The sequence below is a fragment of the Paenibacillus kribbensis genome (assembly GCF_001705305.1).
GTDB lineage: Bacteria > Bacillota > Bacilli > Paenibacillales > Paenibacillaceae > Paenibacillus > Paenibacillus kribbensis_B.
Map to the genome: position 1 here is coordinate 75566 of NZ_MCBP01000004.1, position 22306 is coordinate 97871.

19 protein-coding genes and 1 other annotated feature are annotated in these 22306 nt (G+C 45.8%); of the genes, 14 read left to right on the plus strand and 5 right to left on the minus strand.

The genetic code is table 11. The features are described from left to right. Positions 1 to 71 precede the first annotated feature (71 nt). The 3 genes from ytxJ (at position 72) to BAZ21_RS08970 (ending at position 2354) form a co-directional block, all read left to right on the plus strand. Entirely contained in the window at positions 72 to 413 is a 342-nt protein-coding gene (gene ytxJ / locus BAZ21_RS08960; RefSeq protein WP_068499155.1) for a bacillithiol system redox-active protein YtxJ, read from the plus strand. Between the two features lie 106 nt (positions 414 to 519). After that, positions 520 to 1527: a catabolite control protein A gene (gene ccpA, locus BAZ21_RS08965; protein ID WP_007431040.1), complete on the plus strand. Its 1008-nt coding sequence runs from the start codon at positions 520 to 522 to the stop codon at positions 1525 to 1527. A 128-nt stretch (positions 1528 to 1655) separates the two neighbouring features. Continuing rightward, entirely contained in the window at positions 1656 to 2354 is a 699-nt protein-coding gene (locus BAZ21_RS08970; protein WP_068499157.1) for a 5'-methylthioadenosine/adenosylhomocysteine nucleosidase, read from the plus strand. A gap of 10 nt (positions 2355 to 2364) precedes the next feature. Here BAZ21_RS08970 and BAZ21_RS08975 read toward each other — a convergent pair whose 3' ends face one another. Further along, a complete protein-coding gene (locus BAZ21_RS08975) occupies positions 2365 to 2997 on the minus strand; it encodes a GNAT family N-acetyltransferase (RefSeq protein WP_068499160.1) in 633 nt (210 codons plus the stop codon). Positions 2998 to 3247: 250 nt separating this feature from the next. On the opposite strand from BAZ21_RS08975, the gene acsA reads away from it, so the two are divergent. After that, on the plus strand, positions 3248 to 4963 hold the full coding sequence (gene acsA / locus BAZ21_RS08985) for an acetate--CoA ligase (protein ID WP_068499164.1): 1716 nt from the start codon (positions 3248 to 3250) through the stop codon (positions 4961 to 4963). A gap of 83 nt (positions 4964 to 5046) precedes the next feature. Here the strand turns inward: acsA and BAZ21_RS08990 are convergent, their stop codons facing one another. Next, positions 5047 to 8070, minus strand: coding sequence for a transglycosylase domain-containing protein (locus tag BAZ21_RS08990; RefSeq protein ID WP_068499166.1), 3024 nt, complete (start codon positions 8068 to 8070; stop codon positions 5047 to 5049). 135 nt (positions 8071 to 8205) lie between these two features. Further along, positions 8206 to 8473 (plus strand) — a binding site (T-box leader). Positions 8474 to 8538: 65 nt separating this feature from the next. Here BAZ21_RS08990 and tyrS point away from each other — a divergent pair. Continuing rightward, the gene (tyrS, locus tag BAZ21_RS08995) at positions 8539 to 9792 is read left to right on the plus strand and encodes a tyrosine--tRNA ligase (RefSeq protein ID WP_068499167.1); all 1254 of its coding nucleotides are present in this window, start codon (positions 8539 to 8541) and stop codon (positions 9790 to 9792) included. A 206-nt stretch (positions 9793 to 9998) separates the two neighbouring features. Continuing rightward, positions 9999 to 10868 carry an AraC family transcriptional regulator gene (locus tag BAZ21_RS09000; RefSeq protein ID WP_068499170.1) on the plus strand — a complete coding sequence of 290 codons (870 nt, stop codon included), beginning with the start codon at positions 9999 to 10001 and terminating at the stop codon, positions 10866 to 10868. Positions 10869 to 10947: 79 nt separating this feature from the next. On the opposite strand, the gene rpsD is transcribed toward BAZ21_RS09000, so the two are convergent. Beyond that, positions 10948 to 11547 carry a 30S ribosomal protein S4 gene (gene rpsD, locus BAZ21_RS09005; protein ID WP_068499172.1) on the minus strand — a complete coding sequence of 200 codons (600 nt, stop codon included), beginning with the start codon at positions 11545 to 11547 and terminating at the stop codon, positions 10948 to 10950. Positions 11548 to 11983: 436 nt separating this feature from the next. Here rpsD and BAZ21_RS09010 point away from each other — a divergent pair, with 436 nt between their 5' ends. The 5 genes from BAZ21_RS09010 to BAZ21_RS09030 all read left to right on the plus strand — a co-directional run bounded on the left by BAZ21_RS09010 (position 11984) and on the right by BAZ21_RS09030 (position 16978). Next, entirely contained in the window at positions 11984 to 13969 is a 1986-nt protein-coding gene (locus tag BAZ21_RS09010; protein WP_068499174.1) for a sensor domain-containing diguanylate cyclase, read from the plus strand. A gap of 200 nt (positions 13970 to 14169) precedes the next feature. Continuing rightward, positions 14170 to 15021, plus strand: coding sequence for a hypothetical protein (locus BAZ21_RS09015; RefSeq protein WP_176718129.1), 852 nt, complete (start codon positions 14170 to 14172; stop codon positions 15019 to 15021). A gap of 76 nt (positions 15022 to 15097) precedes the next feature. Next, positions 15098 to 16213, plus strand: a complete 1116-nt coding sequence (locus BAZ21_RS09020) for an aminopeptidase (protein WP_068499176.1) — start codon at positions 15098 to 15100, stop codon at positions 16211 to 16213. Between the two features lie 91 nt (positions 16214 to 16304). Beyond that, the gene (locus BAZ21_RS09025; protein ID WP_068499179.1) at positions 16305 to 16547 is read left to right on the plus strand and encodes an HPr family phosphocarrier protein; all 243 of its coding nucleotides are present in this window, start codon (positions 16305 to 16307) and stop codon (positions 16545 to 16547) included. A gap of 140 nt (positions 16548 to 16687) precedes the next feature. Then, positions 16688 to 16978: a YlaN family protein gene (locus tag BAZ21_RS09030; RefSeq protein WP_007431028.1), complete on the plus strand. Its 291-nt coding sequence runs from the start codon at positions 16688 to 16690 to the stop codon at positions 16976 to 16978. A gap of 198 nt (positions 16979 to 17176) precedes the next feature. Here BAZ21_RS09030 and cax read toward each other — a convergent pair whose 3' ends face one another. Further along, positions 17177 to 18247 carry a calcium/proton exchanger gene (cax, locus tag BAZ21_RS09035; RefSeq protein ID WP_068499181.1) on the minus strand — a complete coding sequence of 357 codons (1071 nt, stop codon included), beginning with the start codon at positions 18245 to 18247 and terminating at the stop codon, positions 17177 to 17179. Between the two features lie 192 nt (positions 18248 to 18439). Between cax and BAZ21_RS09040 the strand changes: the two genes are divergently transcribed. Beyond that, positions 18440 to 18805 carry an Asp23/Gls24 family envelope stress response protein gene (locus BAZ21_RS09040; RefSeq protein ID WP_007431026.1) on the plus strand — a complete coding sequence of 122 codons (366 nt, stop codon included), beginning with the start codon at positions 18440 to 18442 and terminating at the stop codon, positions 18803 to 18805. A 160-nt stretch (positions 18806 to 18965) separates the two neighbouring features. On the opposite strand, the gene ftsW is transcribed toward BAZ21_RS09040, so the two are convergent. Further along, positions 18966 to 20219, minus strand: a complete 1254-nt coding sequence (ftsW, locus tag BAZ21_RS09045; protein WP_068499183.1) for a putative lipid II flippase FtsW — start codon at positions 20217 to 20219, stop codon at positions 18966 to 18968. 253 nt (positions 20220 to 20472) lie between these two features. Between ftsW and BAZ21_RS09050 the strand changes: the two genes are divergently transcribed. Together BAZ21_RS09050 and BAZ21_RS09055 are read left to right on the plus strand one after the other, a co-directional pair. After that, complete coding sequence (locus tag BAZ21_RS09050) at positions 20473 to 21675, plus strand: M20 metallopeptidase family protein (protein WP_068499185.1); 1203 nt, start codon at positions 20473 to 20475, stop codon at positions 21673 to 21675. Between the two features lie 98 nt (positions 21676 to 21773). Continuing rightward, positions 21774 to 22202 (plus strand): CBS domain-containing protein, encoded by a 429-nt coding sequence (locus BAZ21_RS09055; protein WP_068499187.1) that lies wholly within the window; start codon positions 21774 to 21776, stop codon positions 22200 to 22202. Positions 22203 to 22306 lie beyond the last annotated feature (104 nt).

Genomic DNA, 22306 nt, shown 5'->3' on the forward strand with positions numbered 1-22306 from the left:
GATTTTACATGTTCTTTTTGTTACGATGAGAATAGGCCATACGACAAGACACAGAAAGGAATGTATATCCAATGGGGACGATGACGAAAATGACTACTGTTCAACAATTAAATACGGCTCTGGAAGCGACATCAGACAAGCCGTTGCTTCTCTTTAAACATAGCACGCGTTGTCCGATTAGTTCAGGTGCATATCAGGAAATGGAGTCCTATTTGCAGGCCGCTCCCAACGAAAATATTGAATACGGTATCATTTATGTAGTAGAAGACCGATCGGTATCCAATGAGGCTGCGGAGCGGCTCCAGGTAAAGCATGAATCGCCGCAGGCCATTTTAATCAAGGATGGAGAGGCTGTCTGGCATACATCCCATTCGAATATTACAGCCCATGCACTCGACGATCATCTCACCTAGGTGATGAAGTGCTATCGTTGCATAAAGTAGTATTTTGTCGTATCATGGTTCTAATTAGTTGATCTAGGATTCGGTTGAAAATTTATTGGCAATGGAGAGAAGGAATGTGACGGTAACGATCTATGATGTAGCTCGCGAAGCCGGTGTCTCAATGGCTACGGTGTCCCGTGTAGTTAACAATAATCCTAACGTAAAACCTCAGACACGTAAGAAAGTGTACGAAGCGATTGAACAATTGGGATATCGCCCAAATGCGGTGGCTAGAGGTCTGGCCAGCAAGAAGACAACGACCGTTGGCGTGGTTATTCCGGATATATCGAACTCAATTTTTGCAGAGATTGCGCGCGGTATTGAGGATATTGCGAATATGTATCACTATAACATTATTTTGTGTAATGCCGATAAGCGGAAGGAAAAAGAAATTCGTGTCATCAATACGTTGCTTGAAAAGCAAGTGGATGGACTTCTGTTCATGGGCGGCACAGTCACGGATGAGCATATTCAGGCATTTCATACAGCCGCGGTTCCTATCGTTCTGTGTGCAACAAGTGATGAAAAAGGGAGCTACCCTTCAGTCGATATCGACCATGAAGCAGCTGCTTTTGATGCGGTAAACACATTGATTCGCCACGGTCACCGTCAAATCGCAATGATCAGTGGTACGCTTCAAGATCCTGCAAACGGCTATGCACGTTTTCAAGGTTACAAGAGAGCATTGGAAACAGCTGGAATTGAGTATCAAGAGGATCTCGTGCGAATCGGGAACTACCGCTACGAATCCGGTGTTGAAGCTATGAAATACTTCCTGGGCTTAAAGAAGAAGCCAAGCGCGATTTTTGCTGCTACAGATGAAATGGCGATTGGTGCTATTCATAGCATTCAGGATGAAGGTTTGAAAGTACCTGATGATTTTTCCGTAATCAGTGTGGATAATATTCGTATGGCTTCCATGGTACGTCCTCAGTTGACAACCGTTGCGCAACCGATGTACGATCTGGGCGCGGTAGCGATGCGATTGCTGACCAAACTGATGAAAAAGGAAAATGTGGATAATGCTCGTGTTATTTTGCCACATGAAACGATTTTGCGGTTGTCAGTTAATTATCTAGACTAAGCGAATTGCTCAACAGGATATATTTTGATGAAAGTTCCTTTGATGAAAGCTCCTTTGATGGAGCTTTTTTCGCGGGTACATAATTTTTGTGTGGGTACAATCATCATTAAAGAATAGAGGGATGCGTAATGAGCCGGATTTATGGATTAATGGGAGCTATGGATGAAGAGATCGAATTGCTGCTGTCGGCGATGACAGAAGCGAGCAAGACGATCAAGGCCGGAATCACTTACACTACAGGAATCATCCATGGGAAACAGGTTGTCGTATGTAAATCCGGTGTCGGCAAGGTCAACGCTGCGGTAACTACCCAAATCCTGATTGATCGTTTTGGCGTAGAACAGATTATTTTCACGGGAGTCGCAGGGGCAGTACACCCGGATTTAAACATCGGGGATATTGTCATCTCATCAACATGTATGCAGCATGATATGGATGTGATGGCTTTGGGTTATGCCAGAGGGATTATCCCTTATCAGGATACGTCGGAATTCGCCGCTGATCCCGAGCTTGTCCGCCTGGCTGAACAAGCCTGTCAATCGTTTGATGATCGTTATATTGTCGGCAAGGTCCTATCTGGTGATCAATTTGTCGCAAGCCGTGAATTGGTAACTGCATTGCATCAGGAAATGGGCGGCGCTTGTACCGAGATGGAGGGTGCGGCGGTGGCTCAGACGGCTCACATGAACGCTGTGCCTTATATTGTCCTACGTTCTATGTCAGATAAGGCCGACGGATCGGCTCACGTTAATTATGCCGAATTTACGGTGGAAGCATCTCAGCGCTCGCATCGTATTGTGGAGTACATGCTCAAGCATTTAGGCTAAGGCTGCCATTTTAGTACATGAATCTTCGCACAAACCGGATACGGTCAAACTGCTCACGTGATGCGAGAGGGACATCCTCTCCCATTCGTACCATCAGACAGTTAGCCGGGTGTGAGCATATTTCAGGATCATCCGTGGCGTACCAGACCATATCTACGGTTTTCATCAGATGTTCCATCATGCGGCGGTACTCCCATACGGAAAGGCCGCTGCCCTTTAAATCCCAGTGCCAATAGTACTCGGTCGTAAAAATAATATAGGATTCAAGCTGTCCGTCCTCAAAGGCAATTCGAATCATTCTACTACCCAAGCCCAGTCCGCGATAGTCGTCGGCGACCTCAATGGCTCCAAGCTCCAGCAGGTCCTTCATGCCTGCTTCCGACCAGCGTTCCAACTCATCCGGGTAGTGGAAGGTGACGTATCCCAGAAGGGTTTTCCCATCATGGGCAATGATGATTCTGCCTTCCGGCAGTTCCGAGATTTCCACTAGCGCGTCGAATTGCTCCTTTGGTTTACGAAAGGCGTCCAATTGCGTATGCATTTCAAATGAACGCAGTTGATCAGCGGAAATTGGTCCTTCTACATAAATTGTTTGTCCGTTATGATCCAGCGTGTCCAAGTGATGCAGTTTTAAATGCTGCATGCGTACGACCTCCTTGTTTACCATCAGCTAGCTCTCCATATCCCCTACTTATAACAAAAAAACAAATAAATGAAAAGGATGGTCGTCACATCCTCATCTATGATATACTGTTTTAGACATAAAATGTTCACAATTAGATGCTTTAAATTAGATATTAAACCAAAGAGGGTACATTTACTTTTATTGAATTTTGTAAGCGCTATCTTGTCCTGTGCAATTCTCATTATCATATTATGAGGAGGCTGTATGCATGAAGATTGAAGAACTCCAGGCTGTAGTTCCCACATCCAACATGGGCTCGTACGAGCAAGCTTACAACCGATTTCAGTGGGAAGATGCAGAACGTCATTTTACGTGGTATGAAACAGGCAAGGTGAATATGGCACATGAAGCCATTGATCGACATGTAGTAGAAGGCCGTGGTGAAAAAACAGCGCTTTTGTATTGTGATGCAAGCCGTAATGAAACTTACACCTTTTCTCAGCTTCGTGCCAGCTCTAACAAATTTGGTAATGTGCTACGCAAATACGGTATTGGCAAAGGGGAGCGGGTGTTTATTTTCATGCCGCGTTCACCTGAGCTGGTGATTAGCTTGTTTGGTATTTTAAAGGTTGGAGCTGTTGTGGGCCCTTTGTTTGAGGCGTTTATGGAGACGGCGGTCAAGGATCGGCTGGAGGATAGCGGGGCGGTGGCGCTAGTGACCACACCTGCACTTCTTTCGCGGATCAAACGTGAGGAGCTTCCTGAGCTGCGACATATTTTTGTGGTTGGTGATATGGACGAACGTGAGCAAGGGATTATTGATTTTGAAACGGAAATGCTTACGTCCTCAGAAGAGCTTGAACCTGAATGGCTGAGTCGCGAGGATGGATTAATCATTCATTATACGTCAGGCTCCACAGGCAAGCCGAAAGGTGTGTATCATGTACAAAATGCGATGATTCAGCATTATTATACTGGCAAGATGGTGCTGGATCTGCGGGAAGATGATGTGTATTGGTGTACTGCTGATCCAGGCTGGGTCACAGGAACGTCATATGGCATTTTTGCGCCATGGCTGAACGGAGCGACGAATATTATTCGTGGGGGTCGCTTCAGCCCAAAGGACTGGTACCGGACGATTGAGCGTTACGAAGTGACCATATGGTATAGCGCTCCTACAGCGTTTCGGATGCTGATGAGCGCGGGTGAGCAGGTTGTTGCCAAGTATGATCTCGGCAGTCTTCGGCATGTGTTGTCCGTGGGAGAACCGCTCAATCCCGAAGTGGTGAGATGGGGCTGGCAGGTGTATACGCAGCGCATTCACGATACATGGTGGATGACAGAAACAGGGGGGCAATTGATCTGTAATTACCCTGAGCTGCCGATTAAGCCCGGTTCGATGGGAAAGCCACTTCCAGGTATTCAGGCTGCCATACTGGACGACAATGGACAGGTGATGGCTCCTAACCGGATGGGGCATTTGGCAATCCGTACACCGTGGCCATCGATGATGAATCGTATATGGAATAACCCGAACAAGTATCAGGAGTATTTTCGCTTCCCCGGTTGGTATGTGTCCGGCGACTCTGCCTATATGGATGAGGACGGCTATTTCTGGTTTCAGGGACGGATTGATGATGTCATTAATTCTTCGGGGGAGCGAATCGGCCCTTTTGAGGTCGAGAGCAAGCTTCTGGAGCATCCAGCTGTAGCGGAGGCTGGAGTCATTGGAAAACCGGATACCGTGCGGGGAGAGATCATTAAAGCTTTTGTCGCGCTGCGTGAAGGCTACACACCTTCTGAGGCTTTACAGCAGGATATCTACCGCTTTGTCAAGGAGGGGCTGTCTGCCCATGCTGCTCCACGCGAAATTGAATTTAAGGAAAAGCTGCCCAAGACCCGTTCCGGCAAAATTATGAGACGTGTGCTGAAGGCCTGGGAGCTTAACCTTCCTACAGGGGATTTGTCTACCATAGAAGATTAAAATGCTATTCATAATATAGTAAAAGAGGGAGTATCTAAAGCCATATTGGCTAAGGAGACTCCCTCTTTTACTTTTGTTTACGGTTATGGACGGACGGCTCCAGAAGGAGCCGATTCGCCTATTGCATTTATGGAAGTGACACGGAACCAGCCTTTTGGCTTTTTACCAGCTTTGTATTCAAAGCTGGTAGATGTGGCAGAACCTATGTTAGTAAAGGGCTCCGCACCGTTTTCACTGTAGTACACATTATAGCTTGTAATAGCGTCCGCAGGCTTTCCGGCACTCCATTGGAGCACTACAGAAGAGCCTGCTGCCTTAGCCTGGGGCTGTCCAGGAGCAGTAGGAACCTCTGTAGGCTGTACGCCGGTTGCATCTCCCTCACCCGGAACGGCTGGAGACTCCGGATTTACAGGCGGCAATACAGGTGCTGCGCTTGCTTTGGCACTTGGCTCGGATTCATGCCCGCCTACATCAACCGCAGTTACGTAGTAGCTGGAGCTGCTGCCCGGTGGACTGTCTGAGAACACCTTGGAGCCGTCAGCCATGACAACCTTGCCAAGCCGTTGGAAGCTGCCGCCATCTGTAGAACGGTAGAGGCGATATCCTACGACGTCGCTGTTACCGCTTGGACTAAAGCTGATTAGGGCCTTTCCATCACTGTAGCTAACGCTGACGCTCGCTGGAGCATTAGGAGCAGCGCCGTCGTCCTTGCGTGGATCAACCTGAGTAGGAGCTTCCTTATCTGCATCCTCAGGGAGATAGTAGGACAACGAGTTATGTCGTTTCATCACCGTAAAGGCCTGCTCAAGCTCTTTAATCAATTCTGAGATGGGCTTTTCCCTTTTTCGAACAGTTCGTTCATACAGCATATCATCCGGTGTACCATCGCGTGGAATGTAATTCACACCTTGATAGGTAATATATTTGGCACGAGTAACACCATTTTCGCTATTTTTGGGTAAAAACTTACTGTTGTAAATATCCGAACCATAAGCGGATGCTGTACGGCTTACAATACCGTCAGGTCGCTTGAAGCTGTCCGTTTGGAACAACTGCGAATCTTTGGCCGTTACTTCATTCATAATCAGAGCCCATAAGCGACGTGCACGCTCTTTTTGTACTTTTGTTTCAAGCTTATTAACAGGCTGCTTGTAACCGACCCACACACCCAATGTAACGTCAGGCGTAAATCCCTCGAACCAAACATCGGTATAGGATTGTGTAGTACCTGTCTTGCCGGCAATCGGAATCTTGCCAGCTTGATTAAAGTTACGCTTCACCAATCTGTCTGTACCTTCTGACACTGCTGTACGCAACATATCCGTCATCAGATAGGCCGTTTGCGGCGTGAAGGCTTGCACAGGATTAGGCTGATGCTTGTACACAATATTGCCTTGCGAATCCACAATCTTTTCAATCATATAAGCGTCATTAAATACACCGCCGTTAGGAATAGCTCCATAGGCATTTGTTAGCTCCTCGACAGTCACCCCGTGGGCCAAGCCGCCAAGCACACCCGTTTGGGCGTTATTATCACTCGGTTGCAGGGTAGTAATGCCCAACTTTTTGGCGAAAGCCCAAGCCTTGCTAATACCTACTTTTTCGTTAAACAGCTTGAGCGCTATCGTGTTTAGCGATTGATTCAGTGCATAACGTGCTGTAACCAATCCTTGATAGCGGTTGTTGGCATTTTTCGGGATATGATATCCGTTGCTGCCATCTTTCAAAATGATAGGAGCGTCGTCCACGATGCTGCCGGGCTGCACAAGACCACTTTCCAATGCAGGAAGATAGGCGGCAATGGGTTTCATCGCTGATCCCGGCTGACGCACCATCTGAGTAGCATAATTCATCTGTTCCTTTTGGAAGTCCCGACCTTCCATCATCCCGAGAATCGCGCCTGTTTTATGCTGAATCAAAATGGCCGCTGCTTGCTCATCACCCTTGGTTTTACTGGTGGCAGAGAAGTTATTTTTATTTTCTGCAATTTGGCGCATGGATTTGTATACGCTCTTATCAATGGTGGTGTAGACCATATAGCCACCCGTGCGAAGCTGTTGTTCGGCCTCTTTGAGCAAGTCGTTATCATCCTTGGTCTTGGCATCAGCATCAGCATTGGCCGCCTGACCCGGATTCGTGACGGACATCAGTGCCTGCGCAGCTTGTCGTTCTGTTTCCATCATTAGGTATGGATAGGTGTTATAAGCTTTTACAGTGCGAGGTGCAAGAGATTTTTTAATATCAAAAGCCATCGCTTCATCATACTGAGCTTTATTGATTTTATTTTCCTCGAGCATTCGACTGAGCACCAGATGTTGACGATTTATTGCCCTTTTAAAGCCGGACTCATTAAAGTCGCCCTTACCGTTGAAAGCAGAATATGAAGAAGGAAGCTGCGGCAGTCCTGCCAGATAGGCGGCCTGGGCCACATTGAGCTTATTTAGATCATTTTCGTTAAAAATACCCTTGGCGGCTGCTTTGATGCCAAAGACGTTGTAACCGCTTGAGCCGTTTCCAAAAGGTACTTTGTTGAGATAAGCTGTAATAATTTGCTGCTTGCTCAGAAAGCGCTCAAGGCGCAGAGACAGCAGAATTTCCTTGACCTTGCGGTCATCTGTGCGATCGAGATTCAGAAAAACACGACGCGCAAGCTGCTGAGTCAGGGTGCTCCCCCCGGTTTGTACGGACTCATGCAGTGCTTTTTGTTTCACAGCACGCAGCGTTCCTGACAGATCGACACCTTTGTGCTCGTAAAAATGGTTATCCTCAATAGCAATGACTGCGTCAATGACGAGTTGCGGAATTTCCTTAAACGTGACAGGCCGTCGATCTTCCTCTGTCCGGAGCTGTCCGATGGGAGAGCCATCATTGAAATAAGCAAAGCCCGTAATTGCATTCTTATTTACTTCCTGTTCAATCATGGATCTGGAACGCACCGGCTCGTTTTTGACAATAGAGGCTACATAGCCGGCGGCTGCTCCTCCTGCGAACAGTGCCCCCATACAACCGATGATGACGACCCACTTTATGACACGGCCGAGCCTTCGCATAGTTGTCCGTAAGCGGGAAGGCTTTGGCTCTGATACGTTGTTTTTTTCTTCAACCATTAAGTCTTCCTCCTTTATAACAGCCATTATTATAGCATAAAATTACAAAATGAACCCATATGCTAAAAAGCCTGTCTTTTGGTGTCGTTGACTACACAAAAGCAGTGTGTTATAAATAGGTCAAAGTAAATATCGTGAAAAGCAGAGAAAGACTTCAGTAGAAGGTGGAATCACGTTGTGCAGAGAGCCGATGGATGGTGTGAATCGGTAGCGTCCCATCTTTGAATTACCGTCTGGAGCTGTCTGGATGAATGGCAATGCCTTTGCAGATTTGCGAAGACGACGATAGTAATCCAGTACCGGGTGTAGATCCGTTATAGAAATGAAGTGAAAGAAACGCTTGTTTTGGCATACGTTTCTTTAATTAGGGTGGTAACGCGAGCAGCTCCTTCTCGTCCCTTGGGATGAAAGGGGCTTTTTGGTTTGTTTAATATGTAATATTTGGATCATAAATAGGAGGAATGCAGGATGAAATGGGAAGAATTGAAGCCTGAGCAACAGGCAGAGGTGGAGCGACAGCTTGATGTGATTCAGCGGGGAGTGGCGGAAATTGTGCCAGAGGATGAGCTGAAGCGCAAGGTTATCAAGTCAGTTGTAAGTGGTGAGCCGCTCAAAATCAAGCTGGGTCTTGATCCGTCTGCACCTGATATTCACATCGGACACACGGTTGTTATGCACAAACTGCGCCAGTTTCAGGAACTGGGGCATCAGGTGCAGCTGATTATTGGAGATTTTACAGGCAGAATCGGTGATCCAACAGGCAAATCGGAAACCCGGAAGCAACTGACTGAAGAAGATGTACAGCGTAACGCGCAAACGTATAAGGAACAAATTTTTAAAATTCTTGATCCTGATAAAACAAAGGTATACTACAATTCCGAATGGTTGGGACCGATGTCTTTTGCTGATGTGGTAACCCTGTCCGCCAAGGTCACTGTTGCCCGCATGCTGGAACGGGATGATTTTACAAAAAGATACCAAAACGGCTTGCCGATCAGCATTCACGAGTTCTTCTACCCTCTGATGCAGGGTATGGATTCGGTAGCTCTGAAAAGCGATATTGAGCTGGGAGGAACGGATCAAAAGTTCAACCTGCTGATGGGCAGAACTCTGCAAAAAGAATACGGTGTAGAGCCGCAGGCGACCATCACGCTGCCACTGCTTGAAGGATTGGATGGCGTGCAGAAGATGAGTAAAAGTTTGGGGAACTACATTGGTGTTGATGAGGAACCGAACGAAATATACGGGAAATCCATGTCCGTTCCTGATGAGCTGATGCTGAAATATTTTGAGCTTGCAACGGATATCAACAATGAGGAGCTTGCGGAGCTGGCAAAAGGTGTTCAGGATGGTTCAGTGCATCCGCGTGATGCTAAAATGAAGCTGGCCGGAACGCTGGTACGCATGTACCATGGTGAGGAAGCGGCGGAAGCAGCCAAGCAGCATTTTGTGACTGTATTCCAGCAACGTGCGCTGCCTGATGATATCGAAGAGTTCACCTTGACGGCTGATCAATTGGAAGAAGGCGGAATTCGTGTGATCCAACTGCTGACTCATCTGGGCTTTGCGGCATCTAATGGTGAAGCGAAGCGCAGTATTCAGCAGGGTTCGGTCAAAATTAATGAAGAGAAGTGGACCGATGTGAACGAAGCATACATGCCGAAGGAAGGCGACATTGTTCAGGTAGGTAAACGAAAATTTGCTAAAATCAAACTCGGATAATTAAAAATACATTTACAAGCAACGCTGAGATCTGTATAGCATCTTTGCGTTGCTTTTTATTTTTGCCGAGTGAAAGGTCGTGGTAAACTTAGCACAAATAATCAAACAAGCAGGTGCAGAATTATACATAATGGATTGTGTGGGCTTGAATCATTTGGATGTATGAATAGATGATCAAAACAATAACAAGTATGAGGAAGGTTTGTATGGACTATTTTAAACGAATTCAGTGCGCGATTGAGTTTATTGAATTGAATCTTCGGGAGGATTTGAAAATTACCGAGATTGCTTCACAAGCTTGCTTTTCAGCCTTTCATTTTCAGCGGCTTTTTCAGGCGATTTCGGGCTTTACGGTGCAGCAATATATAAGAAGGAGAAGGTTATCTGAGGCGGCTGCACAGCTAAAACAATCCCATCAAAAGGTATTAGATATCGCTATGGAGTATCAGTACAACTCGCAAGAAGCATTTACCCGGGCTTTTGAAAAGAGTTTTGGCATCACCCCCGGGAAATACCGCAATAGTGATATAGAGCTTCCTCGCCAAAGCAGGATCAATTTTCTCGATTATCAAAAAAACACGAAGGGAGATTTGGATGTGAACAAGCCGGTGATGTTACAACTTGAAATGATTAAAATCATAGGATATGAATACAAAACAAATCTTAACAATGAGCAACATTATGAAGAAATACCAGGATTTTATGATCACTTTGGAGCCAATGAATATTTTATGTGTATTCCGAACAAAATCGCACCGGGAATGTCATATGGGATTGCTTGTCGTTTTGAAGACGACGGTGCATTTTCATTTGTGGTGGGCGAGGCAGTTGAGGAAGAATCGAAAGAACTGGCAGAGGGTCTTATCTATATGGAGATTCCAGCAGGGAAGTATGCCGAATTTGACGCTTCTGGCTCAAATGGACGAGTTCAGGATGTACGAAATTTCATCTACGGCACGTGGCTTCCCAATTCTAATTTTGAACGGAGAGAGGGGCCAGATTTTGAAATTACGGATGTGATGAATTCTTCCTTTCCTGATCATTTGAGTATCAAGGTATATATCCCCATTGAATAAAATATTGCAGTTTAGACGCATGGAGAATATAAAAAGCACCCGAACAAAGTTCGGGTGCTTTTTGGTGCTAATGCAGGGATTAGCGGTTGTAGAATTCGACGATTTGTTTTTCGTCGATATCTTGGGACAATTCGCCACGCTCAGGCAAACGAATATATTTACCTTCCAGAGCAGCGTCATTGTACTCCAGGTAAGCAACCAAGTGGTTGCGGTTTTCCAAAGCTTCTTTAATGGAAGACAGGGAGCGACTTCTTTCACGAAGACCGATCACGTCGCCAGGGCTTACTTGGTAAGAAGCGATGTCAACTTTTTTGCCGTTCACAGTAACGTGACCGTGAGCTACCAATTGACGTGCGCCTGCACGGGAGTTAGCAAAGCCAAGACGGAACACAAGGTTGTCCAGGCGGCTTTCCAGCAAGAACATGAAGTTTTCACCAGCGATACCGTGCATGTGTTGAGCTTTGTTGAACAGGGTACGGAATTGTTTTTCACCCAAGCCGTACATGTGACGCAGCTTTTGTTTCTCTTGAAGTTGCATACCATAGTTACTGATTTTTCTCCGTTGGTTTGCACCATGTTGTCCCGGAGGGAAAGGGCGTTTCAATTCTTTGCCTGTGCCGCTCAGGGAAATACCGAGACGACGGCTTAATTTAAATTTAGGACCAGTGTAACGTGCCATTATAGAGTTAACTCCTTCATAATTAAAATTTGAGTTGGGGCTCTCTTTGCGCTCCAATTTGTTCGGCGCTACCAATCAAGGTGAGACGCACTACTGACAGAAAAGTTCAGCCGCTGTCCTGTCAGCAACAAAAAAGATGAGGGTGACACAAACTGTTACGCCCAAAATTTAAGATCCGCACAGTAGATGATTCTGCCGCACAGTCTTTTTCAATAATATATATTATATGTAAGAGTGGGTCAATGTCAAGAAGAGAAAAAGAATGAAAACGTCAGAATTTGTCGATAGGGCTTAAGAACTAAAAAAGTGGGACGAATTTCTGAAAAATGGATGCAAATTTCTAAAGTTGAGAGTAAAATAGAGCATACTACGAGCTATAGTGGTGTATAGCCGCTGTCTTGGTACAGCTAATTTTGCTGTGAAGGAGCGCCTTAATATGTCGGAATTTTCAACAACGGATCAGCAAACGCTTGACGGTACAACAGTCCAGGCTAGCGGTGCTCCGCTGTTTGATGATAAAGGATATACGTCTATCGCCTGGCTCCAGAAGATGGATATGACACCCTATGACTTCCCCTATATTGACCAGCTTCTTGTCCAAGGATATCGGAACTGGTTACAGCAGAGCAATGGTATATCCTGGATTAACGAAGAAGATACTGCTGTTTTTAATTTTACAGGCGTTCGGGTTGCTGGTAGGGAAGAGGACGATAATGAGGATTTGGGCTTAGTTGAACGTTGCTGCTTTTCCAGAGAGATAAAAGTGAGCCAGCGCACACTCCGCGACGGAAGCCTTGCATTTGTATACATGGTTCCCATACTTTGCCGAAATCACAAGAGTGATCCTTTTGCCTTTCTTCGTTTTACACGGTCCGCACAACATGTTTTTGCTGAACAGGATGCTTTGTTGGCGGCTGCTTTACATTTTAGATCCTGCTTTTATTCGAAGTTTGAGTATATATTTATGGAAGATGTTCTTGGAGTGCAGAATCGAAGTGATCGTGAAGGTAGACGTCGCTCTATTTTATTTCAGATTGTAAAACGGATGCATGACAAAATTGATGTGGAAGGCGTGCTGGACGAAGTATTTGATAGCATCGCCTATTTCTTTCCCCAAGTGGATATTACGTTGTATATGAGTCAGGATCGGCACAGTCGCAATCCAAAGGTCAAACCATTGCTTCTGCATGAACGGGACGAGGATATATGTGTGCGTGCATTTATGAAAGGGCAAATGGCAGTCAATGAGCCTGTTGGCTTGCAAAATGAAGTGACTGAAATCGGCATTCCGTTACGTGGGAAGCAGGGTGTATACGGTGTTTTCCATATGATTTTTCCATCGGGTTCGGATAGTATGAACAAAGTAGATATAGAACTGATCGCTATGATGGCGGATACAGCTGGCACTGCATTTGAAAATGCCAAGCTACTGGAGCAATCGAATATACTTATTCATGAATTGCGTCTCATTAATGAGCTGGTTCAGCGCTTAAATCAAAGTCTGAAGTTAAATGAAGTGTTTGAGTTTGCCATGCAGGAGCTATTGAAAATGTTCATGGCTGACTTTTGCTGTATTGTGCAGCTTGATCAGGAAGAAAGTTATTATAAGGTCACGTCGAGCAATGTGGAAAGTGTAAGGCTGCACAGTTATCCTCGTGATGAAGGGTTTGCTGGATTAGTGTGTAAAACAGGTGATCCTGTTATTGTGTCAGACTATAGAAAAGAAGGGAAGATATCCTCAAAGTTAATGGATTTGACGGGCTCCCTATCTTTGATGGCTGTACCTATGAAAACCAGCGGTACTCCCATGGGAGTAATACTATTGTCCAGCAAGCTTCCGAACTTTTTCTCATATGATAATTACAAGATGCTGCAAATGCTGGCCCCCCACATCTGGCTGGCGGTAACCAATGCTATGCTGCATGCTGAGGTGCGACGGTTGGCCAATATGGATATGTTAACCGGTCTGTATGTACGTCATTATGTGGATCAATTTATACAGCAGCATCAAGAAAAGGATTTCTGCGGATCGCTTATTTTGGTGGATATTGATCAATTCAAACAAGTGAATGATACGTATGGGCATCAGACGGGTGACAAAATTTTGAAAAGCGTCAGTGATATCGTTCGTTCCACGACCCGTGATGAGGATGTATGTGCTAGATGGGGCGGCGAGGAGCTTGCTATCTATTTGCCACAACTGGGCGTACAGCAGGCGCTCCAATATGCCGAAAAGATACGTTACCGCGTACAGCATGAAACCGAGCCTCGTGTGACTGTTTCCTGCGGGATTGCTGAATGGAATTGGCTGGACGAGCAGATCAGCATTGAATCTTTGTTTTATAGCGCGGATATGGCGCTGTATAAGGCGAAAAATGAAGGACGTAATCGAATCGTTATTGATCATGCAGGCAGTGCATAGAGAATGCTCCTTCGGGAATGTTCTCTTTTTTTGTCTTGCATAACTCATTGCAGACAGGAAATCCTAATCGTAGCTTTAACGTGCATATAAATGAAGCTAGCCTTACCACGAATAAGTAAACCAGGTAACATGACTGCCTCAGAGTAGAATGCTTACTCAAGGATTCAGTGATGTTCGGGATAGAACAGGCGGATGATGGGATGCATTGGCGAAAACAATGGGTTATGATGGTCTGTATATTTCTTGTGATGGGTTTGTTGAGTGGTTGCGCGCTAATGGAACGGCAAAATACACCTGAGCAGATTTTTAAAAGAGCCGTTGCAGGAATAGCGGGCAAAGAGATGCTAACGTTTAATGGAAGGACTGGAGTTAGAGTCGGCAACGGTCTGCCTATGTATAAACAGTTTAAATATCGTGGGATAGTAAGGAATCACGATGAACTGGTCATGGACTGGGGCTCTACGGAGGTCTTTCGTAAGCGTGGTGACTATGCTGCACTAAAAAAAGGAAAATTCGGTCAGGAAGTAACACATGCACGTTTTGTTCGTCAGCATGGAAAATGGAATGCACTGGCATCCGGTTATAACGCTGTGGCTGGTGAAGGCATGTTAGATCGCTTTAATCCGATTCAGGAGCTGGAGGATCTAAACACGCTAAATAAGACGATTCGTATGGAGGCCAGTGCTGCAAGGGGAACCTGGGTGGTGCGGATTGAGCCAGAACCCACCTCGGCAAAGCTTTGGTTGAAAGAACGCTTAATGAAAGAAATGAGAACAATAAATGATCAAATTGTGATATTAGACACGAAGCATAAAGGTTCAAATCAAGAGGTGCAACAAAAGCTGAACCAAGTATGGGTGCAAAGCTACGAAGAACTGAACCGCCAGCTGGAGCATTCCGTTGTGCAGGCTGTGTATCATTTGACTATAGATCGCCAAACGGGCTTACCCTTGAAGCTATCATCGGATTGCCGAATTTCCAGGCAGGAAGCGAATGAAGAAATGCATGAAGAAGCACTAATTACCAGAGTTGCTTTTGAGGACTACAAGTAACGGGGCGGGCATGATACAATGGATTTTGAATTAACCATTGTTCAAAAAGATTGAAATAGAGAAGGAGAGACAATTCATGAAAGATCCCAGAATACTTAAATTGGCGGAAAACCTGGTAGGATACTCAGTTGAAGTGCAGCCAGGAGAAAATGTGCTGATTGAAATGATCGGTGGGGAGCGCGATTTGCTTAACGCCATCATTCATGAAGTGGGCAAAAAAGGCGGCAATGTCTTTGTTCAGCTTACGGACCGTAAAGTACAGAGTGCCATGCTTCGCCATGCGACAAAGGAAATGCTGGAAACCTGGGCTGAAATTGACCTCAACCGGATGAAGCAAATGCATTGCTACATTGGGATTCGCGCAGGAGAAAATGTAAATGATCTGTCAGATGTACCAGAAGAAAAAATGAAAATGTATAATTCCATCTATCAGCATGCGGTACATAGCGAGCAACGGGTGAAGCATACAAAATGGGTCGTACTGCGTTATCCGAATGACAGCATGGCTCAATTGGCGAACATTAGCACAGAAGCGTTCGAAGATTTTTATTTCGATGTGTGCAATCTGGACTACGCTAAAATGGACAAAGCACAGGATGCACTGGCAGACCTGATGAATCGGACAGACAAGGTGCGGATCAAAGGGCCAGGTACGGACTTGAATTTCTCAATCAAGCAAATCGGGGCCGTTAAATGCTCGGGTCAATGCAATATTCCAGATGGTGAAGTCTACAGTGCGCCTGTACGTGACTCCGTTAACGGAACCATTAGCTATAATGCGCAAACATTATATAATGGCATCACCTTCGAGAATGTCAAATTCCGTTTTGAAAATGGTAAAATCGTGGAAGCAACGAGCAACGATACGAAACGACTGAATGATATTCTGGATTCGGACGAGGGAGCACGCTATATTGGTGAGTTTGCGATCGGGTTTAACCCGCACATTTTACATCCGATGAAGGATATTCTGTTTGATGAGAAGATTGCTGGAAGCTTGCATTTTACACCGGGTCAAGCTTATGAAACAGCGGATAACGGTAACCGGTCTTCGATTCATTGGGATTTGGTATTGATTCAGCGTCCGGAATATGGCGGCGGTGAGATTTACTTTGATGATGTTCTGATCCGTAAGGATGGTATTTTTGTACTTCCTGAACTGGAGCCGTTAAATCCTGAAAACTTGAAATAACGATATCCCTTCTTGCTGAGAAAGCGATTTCAATGTATCATAATGAATGAGCAATGATACATGACAATCCAGTAAAGCGAGGGATCTTACGATGTCCAACAATAATGCGGCGGTTGTTGAAATTGCACAGACGGCGAGCAAATTCACTTCTTCCATCGTCCTTCATTCCGAAAATAAGTATATTGATGTGAAAAGTATACTGGGCTTGTTTACGACCTTGGTCAGCAGCCACAGTTATGAACTGCATGTTCACGGGCCTGATGCTGAGGAAGCCAAAGAAGCAATTATTGAGGTATTCAAGAAGCACGGACTGCACATTTCAGTAGCCTCCTAACTTTATTCATAAGCAGAAGCATCCCTACCTGTAACTGTAGGGATGCTTTTTTTGTCAGGTTCTTGTATTAGCCTGCAATTTGGTCTAATATTAAGGTTAGGACGTCTTGTGCGACATTGAGACATAGGGGGGAAGAATCCATGACTTCATCTGATTTGCAGGAACAATTGAATATCAAGGCCATTAATCTGCTTCAGGAAGATGCAGATAAAATAAAGAAGCTTATTGAAGTACAGATGGAGAATCTGGCAACCCGTTATTGCCCTCTCTATGAGGAAGTGCTGGATACTCAGATGTACGGATTTTCCAAGGAAGTGGATTTTGCGGTTCGCGCTGGACTTCTTCCGGAAATGGTAGGTAAACAGCTGGTCAGTGAGCTGGAACGCAATCTGGCTATTCTATATGAGGCCATGAACAATAAGGCCAATTAGAAAGACGGTTTGAATGAATGAGAGCATGCGGAGTCTGAGAGCATGCTTTTTTTTGATGCCTTTACATATGAAATGGGCACGAGCCCAGCGTAAGCGTTCACCTTTGCCCTTGAATTTTAAGCGTTTAAGGGGTTACCTCATCATAAAAAATTCAAGGGCAACAGTGATCAGAAGATCAAATGAAGCGCGATGTTGTGTTTACACGAGGAAGAAGGATACGCCTAAAAATACATACACCACAAGCAGCATCAGACCTTCATACCAGTTCGTTGAACCGTCCTGCGTAATGGACTTGGCAATAAATACAGAGACAGCAATCGCCACCAGCTCAACGGTGGTGAACACGATATTCATGGTGTTTCCCATAAAGTAACTGACAAAAATCAGTACAGGGGCTACAAATAGCGCAATTTGCAGGCTGCTGCCCACTGCGATTTCGACGGATGCGCCGATTTTGTTTTTCATGGCCAGCAAAATGGCGGCGCTGTGTTCGGCCGCATTCCCGATAATCGCGACAAGGAACGCACCTACGAACAGTTCACTGAGCCCAAACTGAACCGTAAATACCTCCAGTGTCTTTACCAGCCATTCGCTGACAAACGCGACCATGACGGTAGCCAGCAACAGATAGAGAATGGACTTGTTTCTTGACCACACCGGAGCATGCTCATGCGGCAATTCTTCATCCTCTTGTTCGGTCACATCGTCCAAATAGTCCTTATGCGTAATCATGGAAAAAATCAGCCACGCAATATACGCGACAATGAGCGTGCCGGCTACAATGAGACTGAGCGTGTCTGATTCGTTATCTGTGATGACATGTGTATTCAAAAAGACAGCCGGGACGAATAAAGCGATAACAGCCACAATCATCAGCGAGCCGCTTAGTGAGGCCAGTGATACATTGAAATTTTGCACTTTGTATTTCAATCCGCCAGCGAACAGACTCGCTCCGAGGACCAGCAGCAGATTGCCGATGATGGAGCCGGTAAGACTAGCCTTTACCATATCGTAAAGACCTTCTTTGACCAGAAAGATGGCGATGATCAGTTCGGCTGCGTTGCCAAAGGTGGCATTTAAAAATCCACCCAGACGTTGTCCGGCATAATGTGCTACGCTTTCGGTCGCTCTGCCGAGAAAACCAGCTACGAACACGACAGCGACCGCACAAATGATGAATTGGGCGATCGCGTTCCAATGCGTGTAATGAGCGACTGCACTAAGAGCAAATGTCGCTATAAGCAAAGCGGGAGATAACCATTTTTTCAATGAAGAGCACCTCGATATCCATAGATATGTACAAGTTTGATGAATGCTGTCACTTGTACGGATTTTCTAAATTAATATACCCAAAATGGTATAGGTTGTAAACGAAAGTCGTTTTTCATACGTAAGGTTTGCATTTGCAGTGGCAGAGGCTTTACAATACAAATAAAGGATGCATGAAGGGGGACATAGGTCATGGCAGAGCAAATTCAACAACTGGAAGCAGGAAACATCAAGATTTCCAACGATGTCGTAGGTAAAATTGCGGGGATGGCCGCACTAGAGACACCAGGCATTGCTGCAATGTCAGGCGGCTTATCAGAAGGCTGGGCCAAAAGGCTGAGCGGTAAAAATGTGCAAAAAGGCGTATCTGTGGAGGTCGGACAGCTCGAAGCTGCCATTGATCTGCGTATTATCGTGGTTTACGAAACACCTATTCATGAAGTGTCCCGAATACTTCAGCAAAATGTGCGAGAAGCCGTCGAAAGCATGACGGGTTTGCGGGTCGTGGAAGTGAACGTAAAAGTAGAAGGTGTTGCCTTCAAGGACGACGCGGTATAAAAGGATCTAACGGATAGAATAAGAACATGAAAGCTGGCGGTTGTAGCATCGCCAGTTTTTGTTTGTGGACTTACAGTAAGAGCATTATGCAGATGGTCCCGTACATATACAAAAAGAACTTCCAAAGCCACTGTGCAGGTGGTCCATGGAAGTTCTTTTTTTAACGATAACGGTTGGTTCTACGGGCTTGGAAGCGGTTGGGTACTTCGTTGCGGATAGCTACGCCTGTCGTGCGTTCCTGTACCGCCTGCTTGGTGTTTTCACGGGAAATACTAAGCATGATGCCCATAGAAAACATCATCACGAGCAGAGAAGAACCACCAAAGCTGATAAAGGGAAGCGTTACCCCGGTAATTGGAATCGTCTGTGTTACGCCACCGATATTAATGAATGCCTGAATGGCGATCAATCCCATAATGCCTGTACCCACCAGCGTCCCGAACGGATCATGGCAACGAAGGGCGATAAGCATTCCACGCCAAATGAAATACAAATATAGCATCAGAAAGATGGCTGTTCCGATAAATCCGAATTCTTCGCCAATGACGGAGAAAATAAAATCATTAAATGAATTAGGCAAATAGTGAAGCTTGATAATGCCTTTGCCAAATCCTGATCCGCTTAGACCGCCGTCACCTATGGCTTGCAGGGACTGCACCAGATTATATCCGACACCCTGTTTATGTTCCATGGGATTGAGAAAGGCTTGAAAACGTCCAACTTTGTAATCTTGCTTCGCTACAGCTTGTCCATCTGCGCCGGAATCTCCAAACAACGATCCTATGCCAAAAACGATGGAAGCACCCAACACGAGCAGAGCAACTGATGCCGTAATATGCTTGATGCTGGCTCCTCCGGCATAAATAATCAAGCCACTGGTGGCTACCAGAATGAAGCAGGAGCCAAGGTCAGGCTGAAGCATGATGAGTCCTGCAACAAAGCCCACAATGACGGTTACAGGTATGTAGCCAGTCCGCAAGTCTCTAAAGCGATCCCCTTTTTTAACGATCAGTGCGGATAAGTAAAGAATAATGGAGATTTTCGCAAGCTCCGTCGGCTGGAATCCAACACTGCCAAACCTGATCCAGCTTTTTGCGCCGTTAAGAGAGCCGGTGAAAAGAACGATAACCAGCAATAGTATGGTTATGAAGAACAAAGGCACAAAAAGCTTTTTATATTTTTCCATTTTGATATTCATAGCTACCAACATAATGAAAAGCCCAAGTACAGCAAATGCCGACTGGCGCTTCACAAAATATAAAGAGTCAAAATTGGTATCTTTATTTAGCAGAGCTACGCTGGAGCTGGCGCTAAATACCATGATTACACCGAATCCAACAAGCAACAAAGTGAGGATCAGCAATTGGAAATCCGGTGTGCCTCTTCTTCGAGCCTCCGGCTTCGTATTTCTCATATCAGCTTCCCCCGGTATTCGCCGCAAGGTGCATTCCTCGCAGACGTTATCTTTTTATCGTTTATCCATTTATCATAGTATGTTTGTTAGGCTTCTGCAACCTCCATGGAGCAACAGATATCGCAACAATTTCATATCTGTTACAATAGGATAAATAATGAAGGCCTGAGGCAGCGCGCATACGCAATGAAGCTGCAAGATTTATCGGAAATCGGGAATTTGCCCGGTGCTTTAAAAGGAGAGGTGGAGCAAAATGGCACAACATTCTACAGACAAGTCCTGGTTTGATCAATTGCAAGCACATATGGTGGAGTGGCGCAGATATTTACATAAGAATCCCGAAATTTCTTTTCAGGAAAGCAACACGGCTGCTTTTGTGACGGATAAGCTGGAGAGTTGGGGAATAGAGGTTCGCCGTCAGGTCGGAGGACACGGTGTTGTAGGTACGATTCGTGGTGCCAAGCCCGGACCTGTTGTGATGCTGCGTGCAGATATGGATGCTCTTCCGATTCAGGATGAAAAGGATTGTGAATATCGCTCGGGCGTGGATGGGGCTATGCATGCTTGCGGACATGACGGACATACATCCATATTGTTGGGAACGGCACAATATTTCAGTCTGAACCGTGACGAGCTGGCAGGTGAAATCCGGTTGCTGTTCCAGCCTGCAGAGGAATTACTGCCTGGCGGTGCGGTTAATGTCATCAAAGAGGGTGTGCTGGAAGGCGTGGATGTCATTTATGGCATTCATTTGTGGACACCATTTCCGGTCGGGACCGCTGCTAGCTGTGCAGGGCCGCTGATGGCGGCTGCTGATGATTTTTATATTGAAATTACAGGTAAGGGTGGACATGGTGGTATGCCACAGTCCTCTCATGACAGTGTGGTGGCCGGTTCAGCTCTCGTAATGCAGCTGCAAAGTATCGTCAGTCGTTCAGTCGACCCGTTGCGACCGGCTGTGCTGACGGTGGGGACAATTCAAGGAGGCTTCGCGCAAAATGTGATCGCGGAAACCTGCCGCTTGAGTGGAACGATCCGTACGTTCGATGAGGAAACGCGCACTGTGATGAAAGAACGGCTGCATGCGGTGACAGAGCTTACAGCTGCAACATACGGTACAACAGCACAGATCCGCTATATTATGGGATATCCGCCTGTTGTGAATGATGCGCATGAGGCTTCTCGTTTCTTTAAGGAAGCACGACCTGTGTTTGGTGACGGGAATGTAAAAGAGGCGGCGAAGCTGATGCCTGCTGAAGATTTTGCTTATTATTTGGAACGTGTTCCAGGCTGCTTCATGTTCGTGGGGGCGGGGAACCCAGCTAAAAATGCGGAGTATCCGCATCATCACCCCAAATTTGATTTTGATGAGGATGCCATGATCCATGCGGTTCGTTTGTTTATTGCGATGTCCACCGGATATGCAGCAGAACGAAATGCAGGGACAGATGTTTAGAGTTACTAGCCAAATGTGAGTTGAATCGGGAATGGGTTAAATCGGAGTATGAGCTTAATAAAATGGGGTAACCTACTCTTGAAAAGGAGGGAGTACCCATGAAAAAGGTTCAGGAAGTTATGACTAAAGAATGCATAACGGTGACCCCACAGGACAATATTTATGAGGTTGCAGTTAAAATGAAGGACAATGATACTGGTTTTATTCCGGTTGTGGAAAGGGAAGGCAGTGACAGACTGATCGGTGTAATAACAGACCGTGACCTTGTCGTACGCGGCTATGCGGCCAAGCATTCCGGCTCCAGCGCGGTCGATACGGTTATGACGACAGGTATTCGCACAGCCAGAGCGGACATGTCGGTCGACCAAGCAGCCGAGCTGATGGCAGAGCAGCAAATCCGCCGTTTGCCTGTAACCGAAGGAGATCGTCTGATCGGGATTGTTTCGATTGGTGACTTGGCTGTACGTAATATATTTGCAGATAATGCCGGTGAGGCCCTTAGCCAAATTTCCGAACAGGTTCACTAGAAGAAAAATAAGGTTAGCATTGCTTAGAAGTTCAATCCGAATAGGGGTTGAACTTCTTGCTATTCCGGTTGGTCTGCGGATAATCGGACAAGCTGTTTATGATA